At 66.9% G+C, this 19,485-nt stretch carries 16 protein-coding genes and 1 pseudogene; 3 read left to right on the top strand and 14 right to left on the bottom strand.

Annotated features, from left to right (window positions below):
- Positions 1-304 precede the first annotated feature (304 nt).
- The 7 genes from topA to bldG form a co-directional block, all read right to left on the bottom strand.
- Entirely contained in the window at positions 305-3,193 is a 2,889-nt protein-coding gene (gene topA, locus FHS42_RS31695) for a type I DNA topoisomerase (protein WP_184578783.1), read from the bottom strand.
- A gap of 263 nt (positions 3,194-3,456) precedes the next feature.
- Positions 3,457-3,654, bottom strand: coding sequence for a hypothetical protein (locus tag FHS42_RS31690; protein WP_184578780.1), 198 nt, complete (start codon positions 3,652-3,654; stop codon positions 3,457-3,459).
- 391 nt (positions 3,655-4,045) lie between these two features.
- Positions 4,046-5,698: a DUF7059 domain-containing protein gene (locus FHS42_RS31685; protein ID WP_184578777.1), complete on the bottom strand. Its 1,653-nt coding sequence runs from the start codon at positions 5,696-5,698 to the stop codon at positions 4,046-4,048.
- Positions 5,699-6,140: 442 nt separating this feature from the next.
- Entirely contained in the window at positions 6,141-6,749 is a 609-nt protein-coding gene (locus FHS42_RS31680; protein ID WP_312867122.1) for a small secreted protein, read from the bottom strand.
- Between the two features lie 370 nt (positions 6,750-7,119).
- The gene (locus FHS42_RS31675) at positions 7,120-9,522 is read right to left on the bottom strand and encodes a sodium-translocating pyrophosphatase (RefSeq protein ID WP_184578771.1); all 2,403 of its coding nucleotides are present in this window, start codon (positions 9,520-9,522) and stop codon (positions 7,120-7,122) included.
- A 988-nt stretch (positions 9,523-10,510) separates the two neighbouring features.
- Entirely contained in the window at positions 10,511-10,963 is a 453-nt protein-coding gene (locus tag FHS42_RS31670; RefSeq protein ID WP_184578768.1) for an ATP-binding protein, read from the bottom strand.
- 139 nt (positions 10,964-11,102) lie between these two features.
- A complete protein-coding gene (gene bldG / locus FHS42_RS31665) occupies positions 11,103-11,444 on the bottom strand; it encodes an anti-sigma factor antagonist BldG (RefSeq protein WP_184578765.1) in 342 nt (113 codons plus the stop codon).
- Positions 11,445-11,579: 135 nt separating this feature from the next.
- Between bldG and sftH the strand changes: the two genes are divergently transcribed.
- On the top strand, positions 11,580-14,267 hold the full coding sequence (gene sftH, locus FHS42_RS31660) for a DNA 3'-5' helicase SftH (RefSeq protein WP_512700947.1): 2,688 nt from the start codon (positions 11,580-11,582) through the stop codon (positions 14,265-14,267).
- Here sftH and FHS42_RS38830 read toward each other — a convergent pair.
- The 6 genes and pseudogenes from FHS42_RS38830 to FHS42_RS31630 form a co-directional block, all read right to left on the bottom strand.
- A complete protein-coding gene (locus tag FHS42_RS38830) occupies positions 14,218-14,853 on the bottom strand; it encodes an Rv3654c family TadE-like protein (protein ID WP_184578763.1) in 636 nt (211 codons plus the stop codon). The genes sftH and FHS42_RS38830 overlap by 50 nt on opposite strands.
- A gap of 64 nt (positions 14,854-14,917) precedes the next feature.
- Complete coding sequence (locus FHS42_RS31650; RefSeq protein ID WP_184578841.1) at positions 14,918-15,268, bottom strand: TadE family type IV pilus minor pilin; 351 nt, start codon at positions 15,266-15,268, stop codon at positions 14,918-14,920.
- 82 nt (positions 15,269-15,350) lie between these two features.
- Positions 15,351-15,461: pseudogene (locus tag FHS42_RS31645) on the bottom strand (DUF4244 domain-containing protein); the annotation flags it as partial.
- Between the two features lie 250 nt (positions 15,462-15,711).
- Positions 15,712-16,014, bottom strand: coding sequence for a hypothetical protein (locus FHS42_RS31640; RefSeq protein WP_184578760.1), 303 nt, complete (start codon positions 16,012-16,014; stop codon positions 15,712-15,714).
- A gap of 7 nt (positions 16,015-16,021) precedes the next feature.
- A complete protein-coding gene (locus FHS42_RS31635; protein ID WP_184578757.1) occupies positions 16,022-16,180 on the bottom strand; it encodes a hypothetical protein in 159 nt (52 codons plus the stop codon).
- A gap of 15 nt (positions 16,181-16,195) precedes the next feature.
- Positions 16,196-17,056 (bottom strand): hypothetical protein, encoded by an 861-nt coding sequence (locus FHS42_RS31630; protein WP_184578754.1) that lies wholly within the window; start codon positions 17,054-17,056, stop codon positions 16,196-16,198.
- 509 nt (positions 17,057-17,565) lie between these two features.
- Between FHS42_RS31630 and FHS42_RS31625 the strand changes: the two genes are divergently transcribed.
- Together FHS42_RS31625 and FHS42_RS37770 are read left to right on the top strand one after the other, a co-directional pair.
- Complete coding sequence (locus FHS42_RS31625) at positions 17,566-18,210, top strand: hypothetical protein (RefSeq protein ID WP_184578750.1); 645 nt, start codon at positions 17,566-17,568, stop codon at positions 18,208-18,210.
- A 107-nt stretch (positions 18,211-18,317) separates the two neighbouring features.
- Positions 18,318-18,719, top strand: coding sequence for a helix-turn-helix domain-containing protein (locus FHS42_RS37770; RefSeq protein ID WP_312867121.1), 402 nt, complete (start codon positions 18,318-18,320; stop codon positions 18,717-18,719).
- 186 nt (positions 18,720-18,905) lie between these two features.
- Here the strand turns inward: FHS42_RS37770 and FHS42_RS31615 are convergent, their stop codons facing one another.
- Positions 18,906-19,454, bottom strand: coding sequence for a GNAT family N-acetyltransferase (locus FHS42_RS31615; RefSeq protein ID WP_246495686.1), 549 nt, complete (start codon positions 19,452-19,454; stop codon positions 18,906-18,908).
- Positions 19,455-19,485: the final 31 nt, after the last annotated feature.

Below are 19,485 nucleotides of genomic sequence, written 5' to 3'. Positions count from 1 at the left end.
TATTGGACGAACCGACCCTATATGGCGACGAAGAAGGGGCGCACAGCGACAAAGTGCGCCCCATACCCACCGCGACCGCACGCCGGAGCCGACCCGAGCGACGCCCCAGTCCGCCCCTCCGCCGACCACCCGTCACGGAGCATCACCGGCTTCCGGCCACCACCAACCAGCCGGGAGCCAAGCGCACACAACCGACGTAAGACCAGCCGGGTCAGGCCGGACCCAGCCAGATGCGCCTCTTACAGACCCGGTCCGGCCGCGCCGAGGTCGGGCCCGCCTCGGCAGACCCGACCTCAACCGCTCGCTACTCTCCCGCGCCGCCCGTCGCCTTCCCCGCCGCCGCGGTCTTCTTCGCGGTCGCGGAGGTGGTCTTGGCCCCGGACGTCGTCGTCTTCTTGGCCGCCGCCTTCTTCGTGGCGGTCTTCTTGGCCGTCGTCGTCTTCTTAGCCGCCGCCTTCTTCGCGGGGGCCTTCTTCGCCGGGGCCTTCTTGGCCGCGGTCTTCTTCACCGGCCCCTTGGCGCGCTTGTCCGCAAGGAGCTCATAACCGCGTTCGGGCGTGATCGACTCGACCTCGTCGTCGCGGCGCAAGGTGGCGTTGGTCTCGCCATCGGTGACATACGGGCCGAACCGGCCGTCCTTCACCACCACCGGGCGCTCGCTCACCGGGTCGGTTCCGAGTTCCTTCAGCGGCGGCTTGGCCGCGGCCCGGCCGCGCTGCTTGGGCTGGGCATAGATCGCCAGGGCCTCATCGAGCGTGATCGTGAAGATCTGGTCCTCGGTCTCGATCGACCGCGAGTCAGTGCCCTTCTTCAGGTACGGACCGTAGCGGCCGTTCTGCGCGGTGATCTCCTCGCCGCCCTGCGGATCGACGCCGACCACTCGGGGCAGCGACATCAACTTGAGCGCGTCCGCCAACGTCACTGTGTCCAAAGTCATCGACTTGAACAGCGACGCCGTTCGCGGCTTGACCGCGTTCTTGCCGGTCTTCGGGGTGCCCTCGGGCAGCACCTCGGTCACGTACGGGCCGTACCGACCGTCCTTGGCAACGATCTGCCGTCCGGTCTCCGGGTCGGCGCCAAGCTCGAAGTCGCCGCTTGGCTTGGCCAGCGCCTCCTCCGCATACTCCACGGTCAGCTCGTCCGGCGGCAGATCGTCGGGCACGTCGGCGCGCTGCCCCGGCTCGCCTTCGGTCTCCGATGCCTTTTCCACGTACGGGCCGTAGCGCCCGACGCGCAGCATGATGCCGTTGCCCACCGGGAAGGACGACACCTCACGGGCATCGATCGCGCCCAGGTCAGTGACGAGCTCCTTCAACCCACCGAGGTGGTCGCCCACGGCCCCGGCACCGGGGGCGGCGGCGATGTCGCCGGCGGACGGGACGGTGCTCCGCTCGGCCCCGAAGTAGAAACGCCGCAGCCATGGGATGGCCTGGGCCTGACCGGCGGCGATGCGGTCGAGGTCGTCCTCCATCTTGGCCGTGAAGTCGTAATCGACCAGACGGCCGAAGTGCTTCTCCAACAGCCCCACGACGGCGAAGCTCAGGAAGGACGGCACCAGTGCGGTGCCCTTCTTGAACACATAGCCGCGGTCCAGGATGGTCCCGATGATCGACGCATACGTGGATGGCCGGCCGATCTCGCGCTCTTCCAACTCCTTGACCAGCGACGCCTCCGTGTAACGGGCCGGAGGCTTGGTGGCGTGGCCATCCACCGAGATCTCCTCGGCGGTCAGCGGGTCGCCCTCGGCGACCTGCGGCAGCCTCCGCTCGCGGTCGTCCAATTCGGCGTTGGGGTCGTCCGCACCCTCGACGTACGCCTTCATGAACCCGTGGAAGGTGATCGTCTTTCCGGAGGCAGTGAACTCTGTGTCGCGCCCGTCACTAGCCAACCCACCGATGCGCACGGTCACCGAGTTGCCGACCGCGTCCTTCATCTGAGAGGCGACGGTCCGCTTCCAGATCAGCTCATACAGCCGGAACTGGTCACCGCGCAGACCGGTCTCCGCTGGCGTACGAAAACGATCCCCCGAGGGTCGGATTGCCTCGTGCGCCTCCTGCGCGTTCTTCACCTTGCCCGTGTAGGTGCGCGGCTTGTCGGGCAGGTAGTTCGCCCCGTAAAGCTGCGTGACCTGAGCGCGGGCTGCGGTCACTGCGGTTGCGGACAGCGTGGTGGAGTCCGTACGCATATAGGTGATGAAGCCGTTTTCGTACAGCTTCTGAGCCACCTGCATGGTCGACTTGGCGCCAAAGCCCAGCTTGCGGCTGGCCTCCTGCTGGAGCGTGGTCGTGCGGAACGGGGCATACGGGGCACGGCGGTACGGCTTCGACTCGACCGAGCGCACCGCGAAGTTGGTCTCGGTAAGCGCCGCCGCCAGCGTCCTGGCCTGCGCCTCGTCCAGGTGCAGTACGGCGGAATTGTCCTTGAGCTGCCCGATCGAGCTGAAGTCGCGGCCCTGTGCAACCCTGCGGCCATCCACCGAGGCCAGCCGCGCGGCCAAGGTGCCGGGGTCGCTGGCGTCGCCGGTCCGCCCCGTGGCGAAGGTGCCGGTCAGGTCCCAGTACTCAGCGGAGCGGAACGCAATGCGCTCCCGCTCCCGCTCCACCACCAGCCTCGTGGCCACCGACTGCACGCGCCCGGCCGAGAGCCGGGGCATGACCTTCTTCCACAGCACCGGGGAGACCTCGTACCCGTAGAGACGGTCGAGGATTCGACGGGTCTCCTGGGCATCGACCAGGCGCTTGTTCAGCTCGCGCGGATTGGCGACCGCCGCCCGGATGGCTTCCTGGGTGATCTCGTGGAAGACCATCCGGCGCACCGGGACCTTGGGCTTGAGGACTTCCTGTAGATGCCAGGCGATGGCCTCGCCCTCGCGGTCCTCATCGGTGGCGAGAAAGAGTTCGTCCGACTCGGCCAATAGCTCCTTGAGCTTCTTGACCTGGTCCCTCTTATCGTGATTGACGACGTAGATGGGCTGGAAGTCGGCATCAACATTCACCCCAAGGCGTGCCCACGGCTCGCCCTTGTACTTCGCCGGAACCTCGGCAGCGCCGTTCGGCAGGTCGCGAATGTGCCCGACGCTCGCCTCGACCACGTATCCAGGGCCGAGATAGCCCTTGATCGTCTTCGCTTTGGCAGGCGACTCGACGATCACGAGTCGCCTGCCGCCCTTCGCGGTCTCGCTGGTCGGGGACAACTTCGCTCTTCTCTCCGGTCGGCGCTCGGTGGCTGAGCCACCACGCGTACGGTGCTCGCGGTGGCAATACGGTGACGCTGCGGAGTGTGACGGTACATCCCGCCCCGGTGTCAAACGGAAAAAGCCCGCAACGCCACTCGAAGGGTAAGCCGATGGTCGCCTAAACACTCCTCCTGCGGCGCACCGCCTAGGCGCTGTCACCGTAACCCGACAACCGAGCCGCGTGCCGCACAGGCCGGCGCTGCCCGGGGTCGGCCAACCGGTCAGACAGCGCCGAGGCACCAGATTCCGCCGACGAGCGCGGCGATGCCGAGAAGGGTGGAGAGGGCCGCTGCGACCGTGGGATGAGCCCCGTCCAGGACCGGCTGACGCAGCCGCAGCCGGGCCGCCGTCCACAGCAGCAGTGCGACGCCGAACAGCGCAAATGCCGTACCTGCGAAGGCCGCGGGTCCACTTTCCATGGCAGGAGCGTGGCACGTACGCGCGACTTTCGGGCGAACGCCACGTGAACGTCCTCACACAGCATTCCTTCGAAGCACCGCGCTTGCGCGCCGGTCATTTTCGGCCGCGCTGCTCCTTGGCCAGCCAATCCGCCGAGGCCCGCCAAGTCACCTCCGGGCACCTCGCTCCGGGGCTCCTCACCTTTCCTCGGGGCTCGTCAGATCTCCCTAGGTCCGCTCCTCTCCAATCCCCACTCCCCTCTCCTGGGCTCCCCTTCTTCTTATGCACCTCTTACATTCCTTACGCCTCTTCACGTACGTCGCGCCCCGCACCCCCCAGGCCACGCGCCCCGGCACCGACATCCGGCGCGCACCACCGCCGCACCTCCGCCACTCCAGCAGCACCCCACCACTACGCTCCCCCCACATCACCCACCGGCTCCAAAAAGCCCTGCTCCACCAGCAACCGGATGGACTCCGGAGTGCGGTCGCGAAGTTGCACCGGGTCCTCCCCCAACAGTTGGGCGATCGCATCCACAATCCGGCCCGCGCTCAATGAGCCGTCGCACGCCCCGGCAAACCCCGCGCCGACCGTGTCCACCTTTGTCGCCCGCCGCATGCCCCGGTTTTGCCGCAGCACCACATGCTCCGGGTCCTCCGCTCCCGGCAATCCGACCTGCTCCTGAACGACCTCGGGAGCCAGCCGAAAACGGGCCGCCAGCAACGCAGCGTCATCGGTGGCCCGGAGAAAGTCCTGACGGTCGAAGTGCGCCCGCACCCACGCGCCCAGTGGCTGCTCCACCGGGTGCGGCCACTCCTCGACAGTTACCGACGGGCTGTCGGCACCAGACTTGCGCAAGGTGATCCAGCCGAAACCGACCGCCTTGGTCTTACGGGCCCCGAACTCGTCCAGCCATGTGTCGTACCGCTCCGCGTACGCCTCCGGATCGCCCTGGTGATCACCACCGTCGCGCAGCCACAACTCCGCGTACTGCGTAACGTCCTGCACTTCGCGCTGCACGATCCACGCGTCACAGCCGTGCGGCACCCACCCCGCGACCCGGTCCCGCCAATCCTCGCCATCGACGTGTTGCCAGTTGGCGAGCAGTTGGCAATACCCACCGTTCGTGAGGTGCTCGGCAGCACCCTCCACCAACATCCGGCACAGATCGTCACCGCCCATCCCACCGTCCCGGTAGGCGAACCGGGCGCCCGGGGAGATCACGAACGGCGGGTTGGAGACGATCAGGTCGTACGTCTCCCCCCGGACGGGCTCGAACAGCGAACCCTCCCTGACCTCGGGCACAGCCGCTCCGGAGAGCGCGAGAGTGAGCCGCGCGAACTGGAGGGCGCGTGGGTTGCGGTCGGTGACGGTCACACTGGTGGCGTGCTGAGCAGCGTGCAGCGCCTGGATGCCGGACCCGGTCCCGAGGTCCAGCGTGCGGGCGACCGGCTCCCGAACGGTGATCCCGGCGAGGGTGGTGGAGGCGCCGCCCACCCCGAGCACCAACTCCGCACGCCCCACCCGCGGCTGCCCGGTGTCGGACAGTCCAGCGCCCTCGTCCACCGTGCCCGAGCCGGAGTGCGCCCCCGGGCGCACGGCGATGCCGCCCGCGCCGCCGACCGCGCAACCGAGGTCGGAGACGATCCACCAATCCTCTCCGTCCGGCCCGCCATACGGACGCACATCCACACTCGCCCGCACCACATCACGATCACCACCAGCACCAGCACCGTCAGCGGATGCCGCCTCGCCCCCCTCGTCGGTGCGCACCAACCAGCCATCGGCCAGACAGTCGTCGATCGGGAGGGCGGCGCCGGCTCTCCCGTAGGTCACCGGGCGCTGCAACAGGAAGAGGCGGACCAGCGTCTCCAGCGCACTGTCACCGCGGGTAGCGCGCAGCGCGGGCACGATCTCGCTCCGGCCGAGCGCGGCATAGGCGGGAGCGCCGAGCAGGTCGAGGAGGCCGTCGGCGGTGAAGTCGGCGGCGAGCAGTGCGGCGCGTAGGCGTTCGGCGCGCTCGGGGTCGGTGGTCGGCAAGCGGTGCGTACTCACGGTCCCCATTGTCGGGGCTCCCACTGACAATGGGCGAAGGCCCGGCACCGCACCGGGTGTGGCGCGGTGCCGGGCCGTTGTGCCGCCGCTCTCGCGGGGCCTCGGTCCCGTCCGTACGGCCGTCGATCCGCGCTCGTACGGGCCGTCGATCCGCACGCGCGGGGCCCTCGCCCGCGCTCGCGGCGACCGCCGGGCGGTCCGAGGTTCACCAGGCCAGGCAGTGCGCTCGGGGCTGTTCCGCCCGGCCCATGGTGTTCGCAGGCGCCCCCTGTTCGGCCGCCCGCGCGTGCTGCACGCCGCAGAGATCTGCGTCTCGCCGACGTCACCGACCATCCTTCAGAAAGTGGCAGATCTCGTCGCAGAGCAGCTACAAAGAAGTCGCGGAGCGGCCATCGAACAGTCACGGAGGAGTCCAGGGGAAACGGGCTCCGACAACAGGAGGCAGGTTCGGTCACAAAGACGCGGGCTCCGACGCCTTGTCATCACCCACGGCGGGCGCAGACGCTGCGCCGGACGGCTTCTGACAGCCCTTCTGCTTGCCCAACGCCTCGCCCACCTCGCCGTCTTCAAGCTGCTTCAACGCGTCGTTACCGGTCTGGCTCAACTTCTTGAGCTTTGCGGCAACCCCGTGGAGGCCATCAGCGAACTTCGACTTGTTCTTGACGTCAAGCTTGTCCACGGAGATCTTCAGGTCACTGAACGCCCGCGACGCGGCGTTGAGCCCCTTGACCGCCTCGGTCTGCGTCTTCTCGCCGCCATCGACCGGCGGCGCACCCGCGTCCTTGAGCGACGTGCCGAGCGCCCGGTACGCGTCGGAGAGCTGCTGGAATGCCTGGGAATCCATCTGCTGAAGCTTCTTGGAGTCCGGCTCGTTCGCGGCTGCTTTGATGGAAGCGTTGGCCTCTTGCATCTTCTTCAACTGTGGTTGTACGTCGCCGCAGACCCTCTCGGCCCAGCTTTCGGCCTTCTTGTTGCCTTCGTCGTCGTCACCGCCGCAGCCGGTCAGCGCCAGTACGAGTGCCGCACCGCCGGACAGTGCCGCCACAAGCTTCTTGTTCACCGGATTGGTCCCTTCCATGGCCTTCGGCCCCGGAACTTACACGCCCTCAGAGCGAGAGCTACGAGTCGAGCATCCCTTATATGCCCTATTAGGGCTATTTCCTCCGCACTGGGCGTGGCGTTCGCCTCGCCATACGGACGACTCGTCGCCGCGTACGGCTGGCTCCGTTACGCCATCCAAGCCCCCGCGACGGTCCGTCTCATCCGGCTCACCGGAACCGATACGGCTTCACAAGGGGCAACACAAAGGGCGGGTAGCGTGTCAACGCACGCTACCCGCCCTTGTATTCACACCCGCACCGGCTCCCCCTCACGGCCCAAGGAGCACGCTCCACATCGGCGGGAGCCGGTGAGCACGGGCGTTGGCCAACTCAGGAAACCACCGCCGGATCGGTGCTCGCAGCCGTCCGTTCGGCGCTGTCGCCGCTCTCGTCCCCCACCGCGATGCCACGCCGTTTGGACAGGTACACCGAACCGATGATGATGAGGATGGCCAGCACAGCGATCACGGCCCGCAGACCCGGGCTCGCATCATCGCCGTAACTGAACTTCACCACCGCCGGCGCAATGAGCAACGCCACCAGGTTCATCACCTTGAGTAGTGGGTTGATCGCCGGTCCCGCGGTGTCCTTGAACGGGTCGCCGACCGTGTCACCGATAACCGTCGCCGAGTGCGCCTCACTGCCCTTGCCGCCGTGGTGTCCGTCCTCCACCAGCTTCTTGGCGTTGTCCCAGGCACCTCCGGAGTTCGAGAGGAAGACCGCCATCAGCGTCCCCGCGCCGATGGCACCGGCCAGGAACGACCCCAGCGCGCCGACGCCCAGCGAGAATCCGACCGCGATGGGCGCGAGCACCGCGAGCAAGCCTGGCGTGGCCAACTCGCGCAACGCGTCCTTGGTGCAGATATCCACCACCCGGCCGTAGTCCGGCGTCTCGGTGTAGTTCATGATCCCGGGCTTCTCGCGGAACTGACGCCGCACCTCGTACACCACCGCGCCTGCCGAACGCGACACCGCGTTGATCGCCAGACCGGAGAAGAGGAAGACGACGGCGGCACCGAAAATGAGGCCGACCAAGTTGTTCGGCTGTGAGATGTCCATGCTCAGATTCATCTCACCGGCCACGTTCGTGTTCACGTCATCGATCGCTTCGGCGATGGCGTCCCGGTACGAGCCGAACAGCGCCGCAGCGGCCAGCACCGCCGTGGCAATGGCGATGCCCTTGGTGATCGCCTTGGTGGTGTTGCCCACCGCGTCCAAATCGGTGAGCACCTGCGCGCCCTCGCCACGTACATCACCGGACATCTCGGCGATGCCCTGCGCGTTGTCCGAGACTGGCCCGAAGGTGTCCATGGCAACAATCACACCAACGGTGGTGAGCAACCCGGTACCGGCCAGCGCCACCGCGAACAGCGCCAGCATGATCGAGGTGCCACCCAAGAGAAACGCCCCGTACACGCTCAGCCCGATCAGCGCTGCCGAGTACACGGCGGACTCAAGCCCGAGGGAGATGCCCGCGAGCACCACGGTCGCGGGCCCGGTCAGCGATGTTTTGCCCACGTCCTGCACTGGGCGCCTGGTGGTCTCCGTGAAGTAGCCGGTGAGCTGCTGGATCAGCGCGGCCAACACGATGCCGATGGCGACGGCGGCGAGCGCGAGGAACCGCGGATCGCCATCGTGCGCCAAGATCTCTTGGTCCGTGACACCGTCCAGATCCGCGTAGGACGAGGGCAGATAGGCGAAGACCGCCCCGGCCACCAGCACCAGCGAGATCACTGCCGAGATGAAGAAGCCCCGGTTGATGGCCGTCATGCCACTACGGTCGGTGCGCCGCGGCGCCACCGCGAAGATGCCGATCATCGCGGTCAGCACGCCGATGGCCGGGACGATCAGCGGGAACGCCAGTCCCGCGTCGCCAAAGGCAACCTTGCCGAGGATCAGCGCGGCCACCAGAGTCACGGCGTACGACTCGAAGAGGTCCGCGGCCATGCCGGCGCAGTCGCCGACGTTGTCCCCCACATTGTCCGCGATGGTCGCGGCGTTACGCGGGTCGTCCTCTGGAATGCCTTGTTCGACCTTGCCTACGAGGTCGGCGCCGACGTCGGCTGCCTTGGTGAAGATGCCGCCGCCCACCCGCATGAACATGGCGATGAGTGCGGCGCCGAGCCCGAAGCCCTCCAACACCTTGGGCGCATCCGCCGCGTACACGAGCACCACGGAAGCGGCACCCAGCAGACCGAGCCCAACGGTGAACATGCCGACCACTCCGCCAGTACGGAAAGCGATCTTCATTGCCGTATGCGAAACGTCGGTCAGATCCTTACGCGGCTGACCGTCTTCCGGCGTCGCCGCACGCGCGGCGGCGGCGACCCGCACATTACTGCGGACCGCGAGCCACATACCGATATAACCGGTGGCCGCGGAGAATCCGGCACCGATCAAGAAGAACAGCGAACGCCCGATGCGCTGCGACCAGTTGTCGGCGGGCAACAGCATGAGCAGGAAGAACACCACCACAGCGAATACCGCGAGGGTACGCAGCTGCCGCGCGAGGTACGCATTCGCACCTTCCTGCACCGCCGCCGCGATCTTCTTCATACTGTCGGTGCCCTCGCCGGCGGCTAGTACCTGGCGTACAAGCACCATCGCCACGACCAGCGCCGCCACCGCTACGGCGGCGATCACCAGGATGATCAGCCGATTGCCGTCGGTCAGCTCGGCAGCGGCCAGGGTTGGGGATAGGTGTAGCTGATGAGGGGTAACAGGCCCCGCCATTCGTCCTCCTTGACGTTTGGCACATGGGCGCGCAGCAGTTTCGCGACCGCGAAAACAGCCGCCACGCTCAGGCGTCCTGAGCTCAAGATGTGGACGGATTGTAGGGATCAATGCGAGATCAAAACAGGGCACCTCTAAGGGAATTCGCCTGCACCCGTGGTGATCGAATGGTTCGGGCGTCATCGTTTCGCCCATACGAAGGAATGCCAGCTACGGACTGACGCACAGAAAATGATCTAAGAATCCTATGAATGCCCCTGCTCAGAGCTTTGCCCTAACCTCAGAAGACAACAGGGAACAGTTTTAGGGCATTACATTTCCCGATGTACGAAGCGTTCGCCGCCACCCCGTCCCGAGCACGGGACACACGATGCCACCCGGCCCAAGAGGGCGCGAACTCGGCGCAGCCCCACCCCGCCGCGCGGGCAGGGGTGCGCCGGGTCCGGGGGCCGATTCGGCTGCTGGTGGTTCGAGCCGCGGATGCGGCCGGCCGCACGGGGCCACACAGCCGACTGTCCGGCACTGCGTGACTTCGAGCCTCCCAGGGGCCGGATCGGGCACTCGATGACCTCACAGGCCACTCAGCGGCCCCAGAAGGCTCATCTGACGGGGCGGCAGGACTGGCCGACACCGGGAAACTCCCTCGCCGGACCCGAAACGCCGTCAGCAAGGGGGCCGGCTAGCAACCAGACCCGTGAACTGGCGCCCGCGCCGACAAGCAAGCAGGCACGCAAAAAGGCGACGCGAAGACGGTCGCGAAGAAGGGCAGAAGAACCCACACACGCACACCAAACGAGCTGCGCCCCGCTCGGCAGGCCGCCCATCGCACCCATGGAAGCGGCGCAACGACACAGAGGCCTACGGGCGACGGCTGAATGCCGTACAGGCGACGGAGTTCGCCCCGCCGCGAGGAAGACAGCTCCGTAAGCGACTCACGACACGCGGATATACCGGGCGCGGCGGCTCGGTACGCTAGCGCCGTCTCATCTCAGGACACTGCCGATGCGGTCGCTGTCGGCCAACTCATGCGGATCACACCGCCTGTCTCGTCCGAGGTCACCTCGACGTCATCGACCAGCCCGCTGATCACCGCGAGGCCCATCTCATCGTCCGTCTCGGCTCCCGCATCATCCCCAGACAGCGCATCCGCCGTAGCGGCATCACCTTCTGCGGTATGCCCGGTAACGGCACGCGGTGCCTCGTCCCCCACCTCGATGGAGAACTTCTTCTCATCCTCGGTCAGGGACACCCGCACCGGAGCCGTTACGCCGTTGCTGATGTGTAGCCCAACGGCCCGAGAACACGCCTCGCCGACAGCGAGCCGCACCTCGTCCAACACGGCCTCGTCAACTCCGGCCCGGCGCGCCACAGCGGCTGCCACCAGCCGGGCAGTGCGGACGTGCTCCGGAAGGGCACTGAAACGAAGCTCGACGGTAGCCATGCCATCCCCCTCGGTCATACATGCCCTCTTCCGTTCTGCAAAAAAGGGCGAACTCGCGGAGGGGCCGGGCCTTCAGCCCGGTACCCCCCGCCACGACGATCTTCCACCCCGTGCCACTGGCACAGGGCGTCCACCACCGTCAGTCGGTGGCGGTGACGGCGTCATCGACCGAGGTGTGAATGGGGAACACCTTGGTCAAGCCGGTGATACGGAAGATCTTCAAAATGCGCTCCTGGTTGCAGACCAAGCGCAGCGAGCCCTCATGGGCACGCACCCGCTTCAGCCCGCCGACCAGCACGCCGAGCCCGGTGGAGTCGAGGAAGTCGACGCCCTCCATGTCAACGACGAGGTGATAACTACCGTCGTTGACAAGCTCGACCAGCTGCTCTCGCAGCTTGGGCGCGGTGTATACATCAATCTCGCCACCGACCTCGACGACCGTACGGTCGCCAACAGTCCGGGTCGACAGGGACAGGTCCACGGAACCTCCAGCACCTTGCATCGAGCGGTCGCCCCCCATGGATCGGCAGCCGCGATGGCATTCAATCACTTACCAGTAGGCGCGCACGACGCCTTGAGCCCATTGTCCGTCACGCCAGTGACAGACTCTGGGTCAATGGCCCACAATCAACTCCCGCCGCCCGCCGGGATACGCCCCTCCCCACGGGCCCTGCTTGGTCGGCTCGCCGCCGGCGCAGACCGGGCAGCGCGCATCACTCATACGGAGCACTTGCCCCCGCGTACCGGTAGGCATGCCGACTGGCCGTCACTGATCCGGCCGGAAGTGATCGACGCCATCGCCGCGGCCGGCATCGATCGGCCATGGACCCACCAGGCCCGGATGGCGGAGCACGCGCTGCGCGGCGATTCTGTGATCGTCGCCACGGGCACAGCATCCGGAAAGTCGCTCGCCTACCTCGTCCCCGTACTCAGCGCGCTGCTCGACGGCGCAGATCCGCCCGCCGACCCAGACACCGACCCAAACACAGCCCCAGCCGCCCCCCGGCCGACCGCCGGCAGGGCCGGGGCCAGCTCAGGGAAGGCTCCGGAAGCGGGGGTCGTGCCTGATCACGAGGGCGAAGGTGAGGGCGGGGGCCGAAGCGAAGGCCGCGACGAAGCTGGTGATAGGGGCGCCGCAAGGGCCAGGTCTGCCTCCGATGAACGGGCCGTGGTTGGTTCAGCGACGGGTAGCGAGACGGGGAAGCGGTCTCGCCGTACCGTCTCCGCCTCCCGTCCGATCACCCGCCAGGGCGCGCGGGCGGGCGTACAAGCCAGCGCGCGGGGCGCCACCGCGCTGTACCTGGCGCCAACGAAGGCGCTCGCCGCCGATCAGCGCCGCGCGGTCACCGCCCTTGCCCAACCTCTCGGCTCCCACATTCGTGCTGCGGTCTACGACGGGGACACACCCATCGAAGAACGCGAGTGGATTCGCGGTTACGCGAACTACGTCCTCACCAACCCGGACATGCTGCACCGAGGCATCCTCCCCGGCCACCCGCGCTGGTCCTCCTTTCTGCGCAACCTGCGGTACGTGGTGATCGACGAGTGCCACACCTACCGCGGCGTCTTCGGCTCGCACGTCGCGCAGGTACTACGCCGGCTACGCCGCGTCTGCGCCCGCTACGGAGCGACCCCCGCCTTTCTGCTCGCCTCCGCCACCTCGGCCGACCCTGCCCGCTCGGCGGCCCGCCTCACGGGCGTCACCCCCGTCGAGATCACCGAGGACTGCTCGCCGCGCGGCGAGCTCGTCTTCGCCCTGTGGGAGCCGCCACTCACCGAACTGCATGGCGAACGTGGCGCGCCCGTCCGCCGCACCGCTACCGCCGAGACCGCCGACCTCCTCACCGATCTGGCCCTCCAAGGCACCCGGACAGTCGCCTTTGTACGCTCCCGGCGCGGCGCCGAACTCGTCGCTCTCATCGCCCAGGACCGCCTGGCCGAGGTGTCGGCCACGCTGCGCGGTCGAGTAGCCGCCTACCGAGGCGGCTACCTCCCCGAGGAACGGCGAGCCCTGGAACGGGCTCTACACAGCGGCGAACTCCTCGGGCTCGCCGCCACCACCGCCCTTGAGCTCGGCGTTGACGTCGCAGGACTCGACGCCGTACTGCTCGCCGGATACCCCGGCACCAGGGCCTCGCTGTGGCAGCAGGCGGGGCGTGCCGGACGAGCGGGTCAGGGGGCTCTGGCGATCCTCGTCGCCCGGGACGATCCGTTGGACACCTACCTCGTTCACCATCCGGAGGCGCTGTTCCAGCAACCCGTCGAGTCCACCGTCCTTGACCCCGACAACCCGTACGTGTTGGCCCCGCACCTATGCGCGGCGGCAGCCGAACTCCCTTTGACTGAAGCCGACCTGGAGCTGTTCGGCCCGACCGCCGCCGGTCTGATGCCGCAGCTCGAGCAGCGCAAACTTCTGCGCCGTCGTGCCACCGCCTGGCACTGGACCCGTCGCGAACGTGCGGCCGACCTCACTGACATCCGCGGTGAAAGCGGCAAGCCCGTCCAGGTGGTGGAGGCCGACACGGGGCGTCTCCTCGGCACCGTGGACGCCGCCGCGGCACACACCACCGTTCACGACGGGGCCGTCCATCTCCATCAAGGCCGCACCTACATCGTCAAGCACCTGGACCTGGAGGACTCGGCCGTCCTTGTGGCGGAGGCCAACCCCCCGTACTCGACCACGGCCCGCGATACGACCGGCATCGCGATTCTGGAGACCAGCGCCGAAATCCCCTGGGGTGAGGCACGGTTGTGCTTCGGGTCGGTCGAGGTGACCAACCAGGTCGTCTCCTTTCTGCGTCGTAAGCTCATCACCGGCGAGGTTCTGGGCGAGACCAAGCTGGATCTGCCACCTCGCACCCTGCGCACCCGGGCCGTGTGGTGGACCGTCACCGAGGACCAGTTGGAGCGTGCCGACGTCACCGCGGAGGCCCTGGGTGGCGCCCTGCACGCCGCCGAGCACGCGTCGATCGGAATGCTCCCGCTGTTCGCCACGTGTGACCGCTGGGACATCGGTGGCGTGTCGGTGCCTCTCCATCCCGACACCCTGCTGCCCACGGTGTTCGTCTACGACGGTCACCCTGGCGGCGCCGGCTTTGCGGAGCGCGCCTTCCACACCGCGGCCCGCTGGCTCGCTGCGACCCGCGAGGCCATCGCCGTCTGCGAATGCACGTCCGGGTGCCCGTCGTGCATCCAGTCCCCCAAGTGCGGTAACGGCAACGACCCTTTGGATAAGAATGCCGCCGTCCGCCTCCTCAGCGAGCTTCTGGCCCAAGTGCCAGCTGCCCCGGCGACCTCGTCGTAACCGGTGGCAGTGCCGTTCGCAGACTCGTTGGTGGCTGCCAGGCCGCGGCGGGCGACGCCGAAACCTCCACCCCTGATGGTTGGGTGCCAAAGCCACTTGGCGCGGCCACCGATATGCCGGGAACCGACACTGCCGGCATACGATGCAGGGAGCACCGTGCCCGGGCAGCGCCCGACATCATGGCCGCCGGTGCCTGCCGCCCTGGAGTTGCGGACGGTATCGCCGGGCCAGTGTGGCCTTCAGCGGACGGACCCGCACGGGATCGGACCCGCGGCGTGAACGTCCGTGCCATCCGCGAGGGTAGGAAGGTCGTCCCGCGTGCCGCCGGCACCTCGGCAACGAGGTCCGCTACCTCGCCGCGTACGGCACATCGCACTATCCTTGCCCCCTGCGCGTGGGCGACCCGTTCTGCCAGGGCGCACGCCACTCGCTCGCCCAAGAGCGCGTGGTCGGCGGCAGCCAGAGCCGCCATGTCAGCCGCGCCGCCTGCTCGATGTCGGGCCACGACCACCGAGCCCATCGACAGCACCACGGCGAACACCGCGCACAGTGCCGAGGTGGCAACAGCGACCCACACCGTGGCCATTCCGTCGTCACCCCGCGACCGCCAAGGGTTCCGGCGCGATCGAGTAACCAACCGCCGGTTTGGTTCAGTTCGCCATGACTGTGTCCTCCGCAAGAGCCACCGCCTCTCCTTTCAGCCGGAAGGCCAGCAGGTCAGGGCCCGCCGTGCTGGTCTCCACTCGTACCCGTACGAGATCGCCCTCCCGACTCACCTCGACCTCTGCTCCACGCGGGGCGGCTGACTGGGCGGCGGCGGTGGTCGCTCCGGCCGGTTCCGAGCGTGCCGCTGCCCTTGCTCCGGCCCGTGCTGCGTCCACGCACTGGATCTTTACCGAGGCTGCCATCAGGCCCCACAGCAGTGTCAGGACGAACAACGCCAGCGTCGGTAGGACCACGGCCGCCTCCGCTGTGACAGCGCCGCGGTCGCACCGCCACATACGGTCAGGCGGTGCTGCGCTGGGGCCCGCCCGCAGCCGCGCCCTGCCCGCGGTGAGCCGGTTGCGTGGGATACGGCCCCCGTCAGAACTGCGCATCGAGCGCCTTCCCGATGACCGACTGGAGGGCGCCGCTGACGGCCCCGCTCGTCACCACCTTGTACAAGACCGCGGCGAAGGCACACGCGGCCGCGGTTATCTTGGGCTATTGGACTAACTCACTGGTGAGAGCTGTCTCGCTGTGTGAGGCACGTAAGGCAAGTTCGGGGTCCACGGTGTTCGGGACGGGGTACCTCGTCGGTGGCCATATCGCCGATTCCCCTTCGACCTCGCTGGCTGTTGGCCAGGTGGGTACGGTGCGGGTGCGGCCTCCTCACTTCGTCTGGGGAGGCCGCACTTGTGGCTGGTCAGGTGGGCAGTTGGGCGAACGGCGTGGCCGCCGGGGTCTATCGCAGCTCGCGCGCGTCCGCTAGTTCCCAGGCGCCACGGGGAAGGGCGCCGGTCAGTTCCAGGACCCGCTTGGGATCGGTGTGCGTAATACGGCCGAACTCCTGGGCGCTGACCCGCCGCAGAACCTTGTTCCCATCGGAACAAGGTTGCAGTTCGGCCCGCCGACCCTGGCCCTTGCGGGGCTGTACGCGCCGGGCGACCAGAAGAGCGCGGGCCCACCCGCCCTTGCGGTCGTGGAGGGAGAACTCCCGCAGGTCCGCCATCAGCAGCTCGTCGCTGTCTACCCGGGGCGGTTCCATCACACCGTCACCAGGCCCCGGCGCCGGCCTCCTGCGGGTCGCCGATCCTGAACCTGATCCACTCCGTGAGGACTTTCAGGATGCCGAGCACGTCCTTGCACGCACTGTGCTGTTCTCGGGTGAACGTCATGGCGAGGGACGGCGGGTACCGGGATTTCGAGTTCACCTTCGCACTGCTCGTCTATGCCGTCTGATGGCAGGCGCTGACCACTCCCTGAATGGCTCCTTGCAGTGATTTGAACCAGAAGGCCATACTGGCCGACCAGGCCGCCATGTTTGCAGTCGCCTGGTTATTCAAGGCGCCCAGCCAGCCTGCCACCCAGGAGACTCCAGAAGGGAACACAAGACTTTTCCAAAGCATTTGCACTGCGTTCCCGAAATTGTGCCACTCCGCGAAGTACATACATGCGACCTTGGTGCTCATGGTCATGATGGTGATCGTCTCCGTGGGATGCGTGATCGCGTAGTCAATGAGATCATTTACCTGCTTCCAGAAGGTGTCGGTCATATTCAGAAGGCTTAGCCAGCCGGGTTTGACTTCTCCCCAGAGGGCAGCCGCGCCAACGCCACTGGCTGAGACGAACCCCGCCGTTGTCACATATACGACGTAGGCTCTCGCCCAAAAGCATGGGTCCGGGAAATCCCCGCTTGGCGGGAGCACGGTCGGCGCATCCACCTGGACCGGGCTCAGATTCTCCCGATCTCCGTTCTCCGGCGGAGGCGCATCGTAAGAGAATAGTTGCCTGCCGGAAAAGCTGAGAGGCGTCTCCTTCTTTCCGACTTTGAGATCCGCCCGAAAAGTAGGAGATTCATCCTTCCGGAGTTTGATGCTACCGCTTACCTCCTGAAGTCCGTCTGGAGTGAGGAGTTCTACGGGGGAAAATCTCCAGATTGAGTGCGTGTGGTCAAACACCGGATTGACGCGAGTGCCATTGAAGAGGAAATGTCCGTTGGAGTGGACGGCGAAGGGCGAGATTGAATTCTGTGCGTTCTCCGTGGTCACGTAAGCACCGGAGAGGCCGAGCAGTGAGGGATATTCCATGAGTTCTTCTCCTCTGTCGGGAAGGATTTGTGGTTGAGTTGCTGACTCGCAAGGTCTAAAGTTCGCCATTTCTCCGAGAAGCCGCGAACCTGCACCATCGCTCTAGCCTAGCGCCGAGGGTTCGTGACTCTGCAAGAATTGATGGGCCATTTGAGGGAATCGCCGAAGCGCTGGTTTGTGAAGCGTTCGAGAGGTGGGAAGCGTAGCCATGGTCAGCGGGTTCGTTGCGCTGGAGAAGAGCGGTGTCCCAACCTTCCGCGCCGACCTCAAGATCGGCCCCAATGTCACCCCGTCAACTCTGCCGGTAAACAGCTATTCCGATATGACGAGCCGATGCTTTGACCTGCAGTCTGGACCCCCGGGTCATTCAGTTCTTTGACTGCCGTGAGGAAGTGAAGGCCCGTTTGTGTCATTAGGGTCGCGGCTTCCTGTGAGTGCGTAGTAAATCAGCGAGCAGACGCCTAAGGGCGCCAGGAATCTGAATCACAAAGAAATGGATGGTGTGTGGCATGGCTATTGGGTTCGAGAATGGGGTCGACGCCTGCGCGCAGGGGGCTGGGGCGCTGGGATGGTGGTTCTTCAAGGGGAATCAGATCGTCAAGTCCAACGGGACGGAGATCCTGAGCGGCCCCTGCAGGATCACCGATGAACCCGGCTGGACGGGGCTCAAGGGCACCGACTTCGAGAACGGGATCGATGCCTGCGCGGAGGGCGAGGGTTCCACTTGGTGGTTCTTCAAGGGGAATCAGATCGTCAAGACCAACGGGACGGAGATCCTGAAAGGGCCCTGCAAGATCACAGACGATGAAGGTTGGCCCGCGTTGAAGGGCACAATCTTCGAATCAGGGATCGACGCCGCTGTTATCGGCGCCGGAAGCCTGGGGTGGTGGTTCTTCAAGGGGAATCGGGCAGTCAAAACTGCTGGTTCAAGCATCGAGAAAGGTCCATGCCTCATCACCTCCACCGAGGCTTGGCCTTCCCTCAAAGGAACTGCCTTCGAGTATGGAGTCGAGGCGTGCGCACTCGGTGCAGGCCAACTGGGATGGTGGTTCTTCAGGGGCGAGCTAACCGTCAAATCCAATGGGGATGAAATCCAGAATGGCCCGAGCCATATCTCGGCAACAGAGGCGTGGCCGTCTCTGAGAGGTGTGTAACAGCGCCTCCTGGAGGCGGAGCCACCGACCGGCTCCCCGGCGGGACCACAACACCATCCAACATCTATTGATCCGAAACGGTTCGGGTTCTGGGTCGTTGGCGGTGTGTGAGCGATCTGGTGGGGGACGCGCGGCATCTGTCGCCGTCGGCGCAGGAGGTCCTGCGGTTGCGGGCGGTGGCCGCGTTGGTGGCGGGGCGGGAACGTGAAGACGTGGCGGCATTCTCCGGAGTGTCGCTGAAGGCGGTCGGCGGGTGGTGGGCGAAGTGGCAGGCCGGTGGCCGGGAAGCGCTGGTCACGCGGCCGAGGGGTAAGCCGGTCGGGGTGCACCAGGTGCTCGGTCAGGCCGAACTCGCCGCCGAAACGCACCGGTTCTTCCGAGGCGTCGGTGTCGCGCAGGCGAGCAGGGGCGCGCTCGGCGTCGGCTATGGCTTTGCGGGCTTCGGCGGCGTGTCCGAGGGCTGCGTGTGCGCGGGCCTGTGCGGCGGCAGCGAGCGCGGCGGCGGCTGAGATGCCGTCGCCTGCCAGTGCGCGGGCGTGGTCGGCGAGGCGCAGGGCTGCGGCGGGCTGACCCCAGTTGAGGGGCACCATCGCTTCCCGGGCGGTCACCCAGGCGTGCACCGCGGTGTCGCCGCTGGCCTGGGCGGCGGCGGAGACGTTGGCCTAGACGAACCGTTCGGATCTCTAGGTTGAAGATCAAGCTGGCTGGCGGCGCCACTCATGCTCGAGGATGCTGAAGATGTCCGAGTCCCGCCAACCGTCCCGGATCAGCACGGTGTGCCGGTGCCGCCTCTCGTACGTCATTCCAACCTTGGTGAGCACCCGGGCCGAGCGGCGGTTACGGGGATCGCATGTGGCGTAGATGCGGTGAAGCCCCAGCTGTTCGAACCCTCGACGCAACAGTTCGTGCGCGATCGCCGTGCCGGTCCCTCCCCAGGCGTTGGGGTGCACGAAACACACGACCTCGCCTTGGCGCTGTTCCTCATCCCGTACATGCAGCTCCCCCATACCGACGACATCATCCCCGCGGCGGGCGAGATAGGGGAACCGGTACTGCGGATCACGCGACCACGCCCGTGCGGCCTCACGCACGAACGCTTGGGTCTGCTCCTGCGTCTCGGGGCCCCAGGGCTGGAAACGGCACACCTGGTCCAAACGTCTCCAAGCGTGCACCGCCACCCAGTCGCCAGGCCGCAGCCTGTCCAACATCACCGTGGGCTCGCGTGTCGCGGTCTCCTCGTGCATACCAGCCCCTTTCCCGCTCGTCGGCGGGCGA

Source organism: Streptomyces zagrosensis, assembly GCF_014203645.1.
Taxonomy (GTDB): domain Bacteria; phylum Actinomycetota; class Actinomycetes; order Streptomycetales; family Streptomycetaceae; genus Streptomyces; species Streptomyces zagrosensis.
Note: the sequence above shows the minus strand (reverse complement) of the source record. Positions and strands in the feature narration are given on the sequence as shown.

Bases quoted from the DNA above. Each gene is read 5' to 3' on its own strand.
- FHS42_RS31690 (WP_184578780.1), bottom strand. From the start codon at position 3,654: ATGGAAAGTGGACCCGCGGCCTTCGCAGGTACGGCATTTGCGCTGTTC.
- FHS42_RS31685 (WP_184578777.1), bottom strand. From the start codon at position 5,698: ATGGGGACCGTGAGTACGCACCGCTTGCCGACCACCGACCCCGAGCGC.
- FHS42_RS31675 (WP_184578771.1), bottom strand. From the start codon at position 9,522: ATGGCGGGGCCTGTTACCCCTCATCAGCTACACCTATCCCCAACCCTG.
- FHS42_RS31670 (WP_184578768.1), bottom strand. From the start codon at position 10,963: ATGGCTACCGTCGAGCTTCGTTTCAGTGCCCTTCCGGAGCACGTCCGC.
- sftH (WP_512700947.1), top strand. From the start codon at position 11,580: ATGGCCCACAATCAACTCCCGCCGCCCGCCGGGATACGCCCCTCCCCA.
- FHS42_RS38830 (WP_184578763.1), bottom strand. From the start codon at position 14,853: ATGGCCACGGTGTGGGTCGCTGTTGCCACCTCGGCACTGTGCGCGGTG.
- FHS42_RS31650 (WP_184578841.1), bottom strand. From the start codon at position 15,268: ATGTGGCGGTGCGACCGCGGCGCTGTCACAGCGGAGGCGGCCGTGGTC.
- FHS42_RS31640 (WP_184578760.1), bottom strand. From the start codon at position 16,014: ATGGAACCGCCCCGGGTAGACAGCGACGAGCTGCTGATGGCGGACCTG.
- FHS42_RS31630 (WP_184578754.1), bottom strand. From the start codon at position 17,056: ATGGAATATCCCTCACTGCTCGGCCTCTCCGGTGCTTACGTGACCACG.
- FHS42_RS31625 (WP_184578750.1), top strand. From the start codon at position 17,566: ATGGCTATTGGGTTCGAGAATGGGGTCGACGCCTGCGCGCAGGGGGCT.
- FHS42_RS31615 (WP_246495686.1), bottom strand. From the start codon at position 19,454: ATGCACGAGGAGACCGCGACACGCGAGCCCACGGTGATGTTGGACAGG.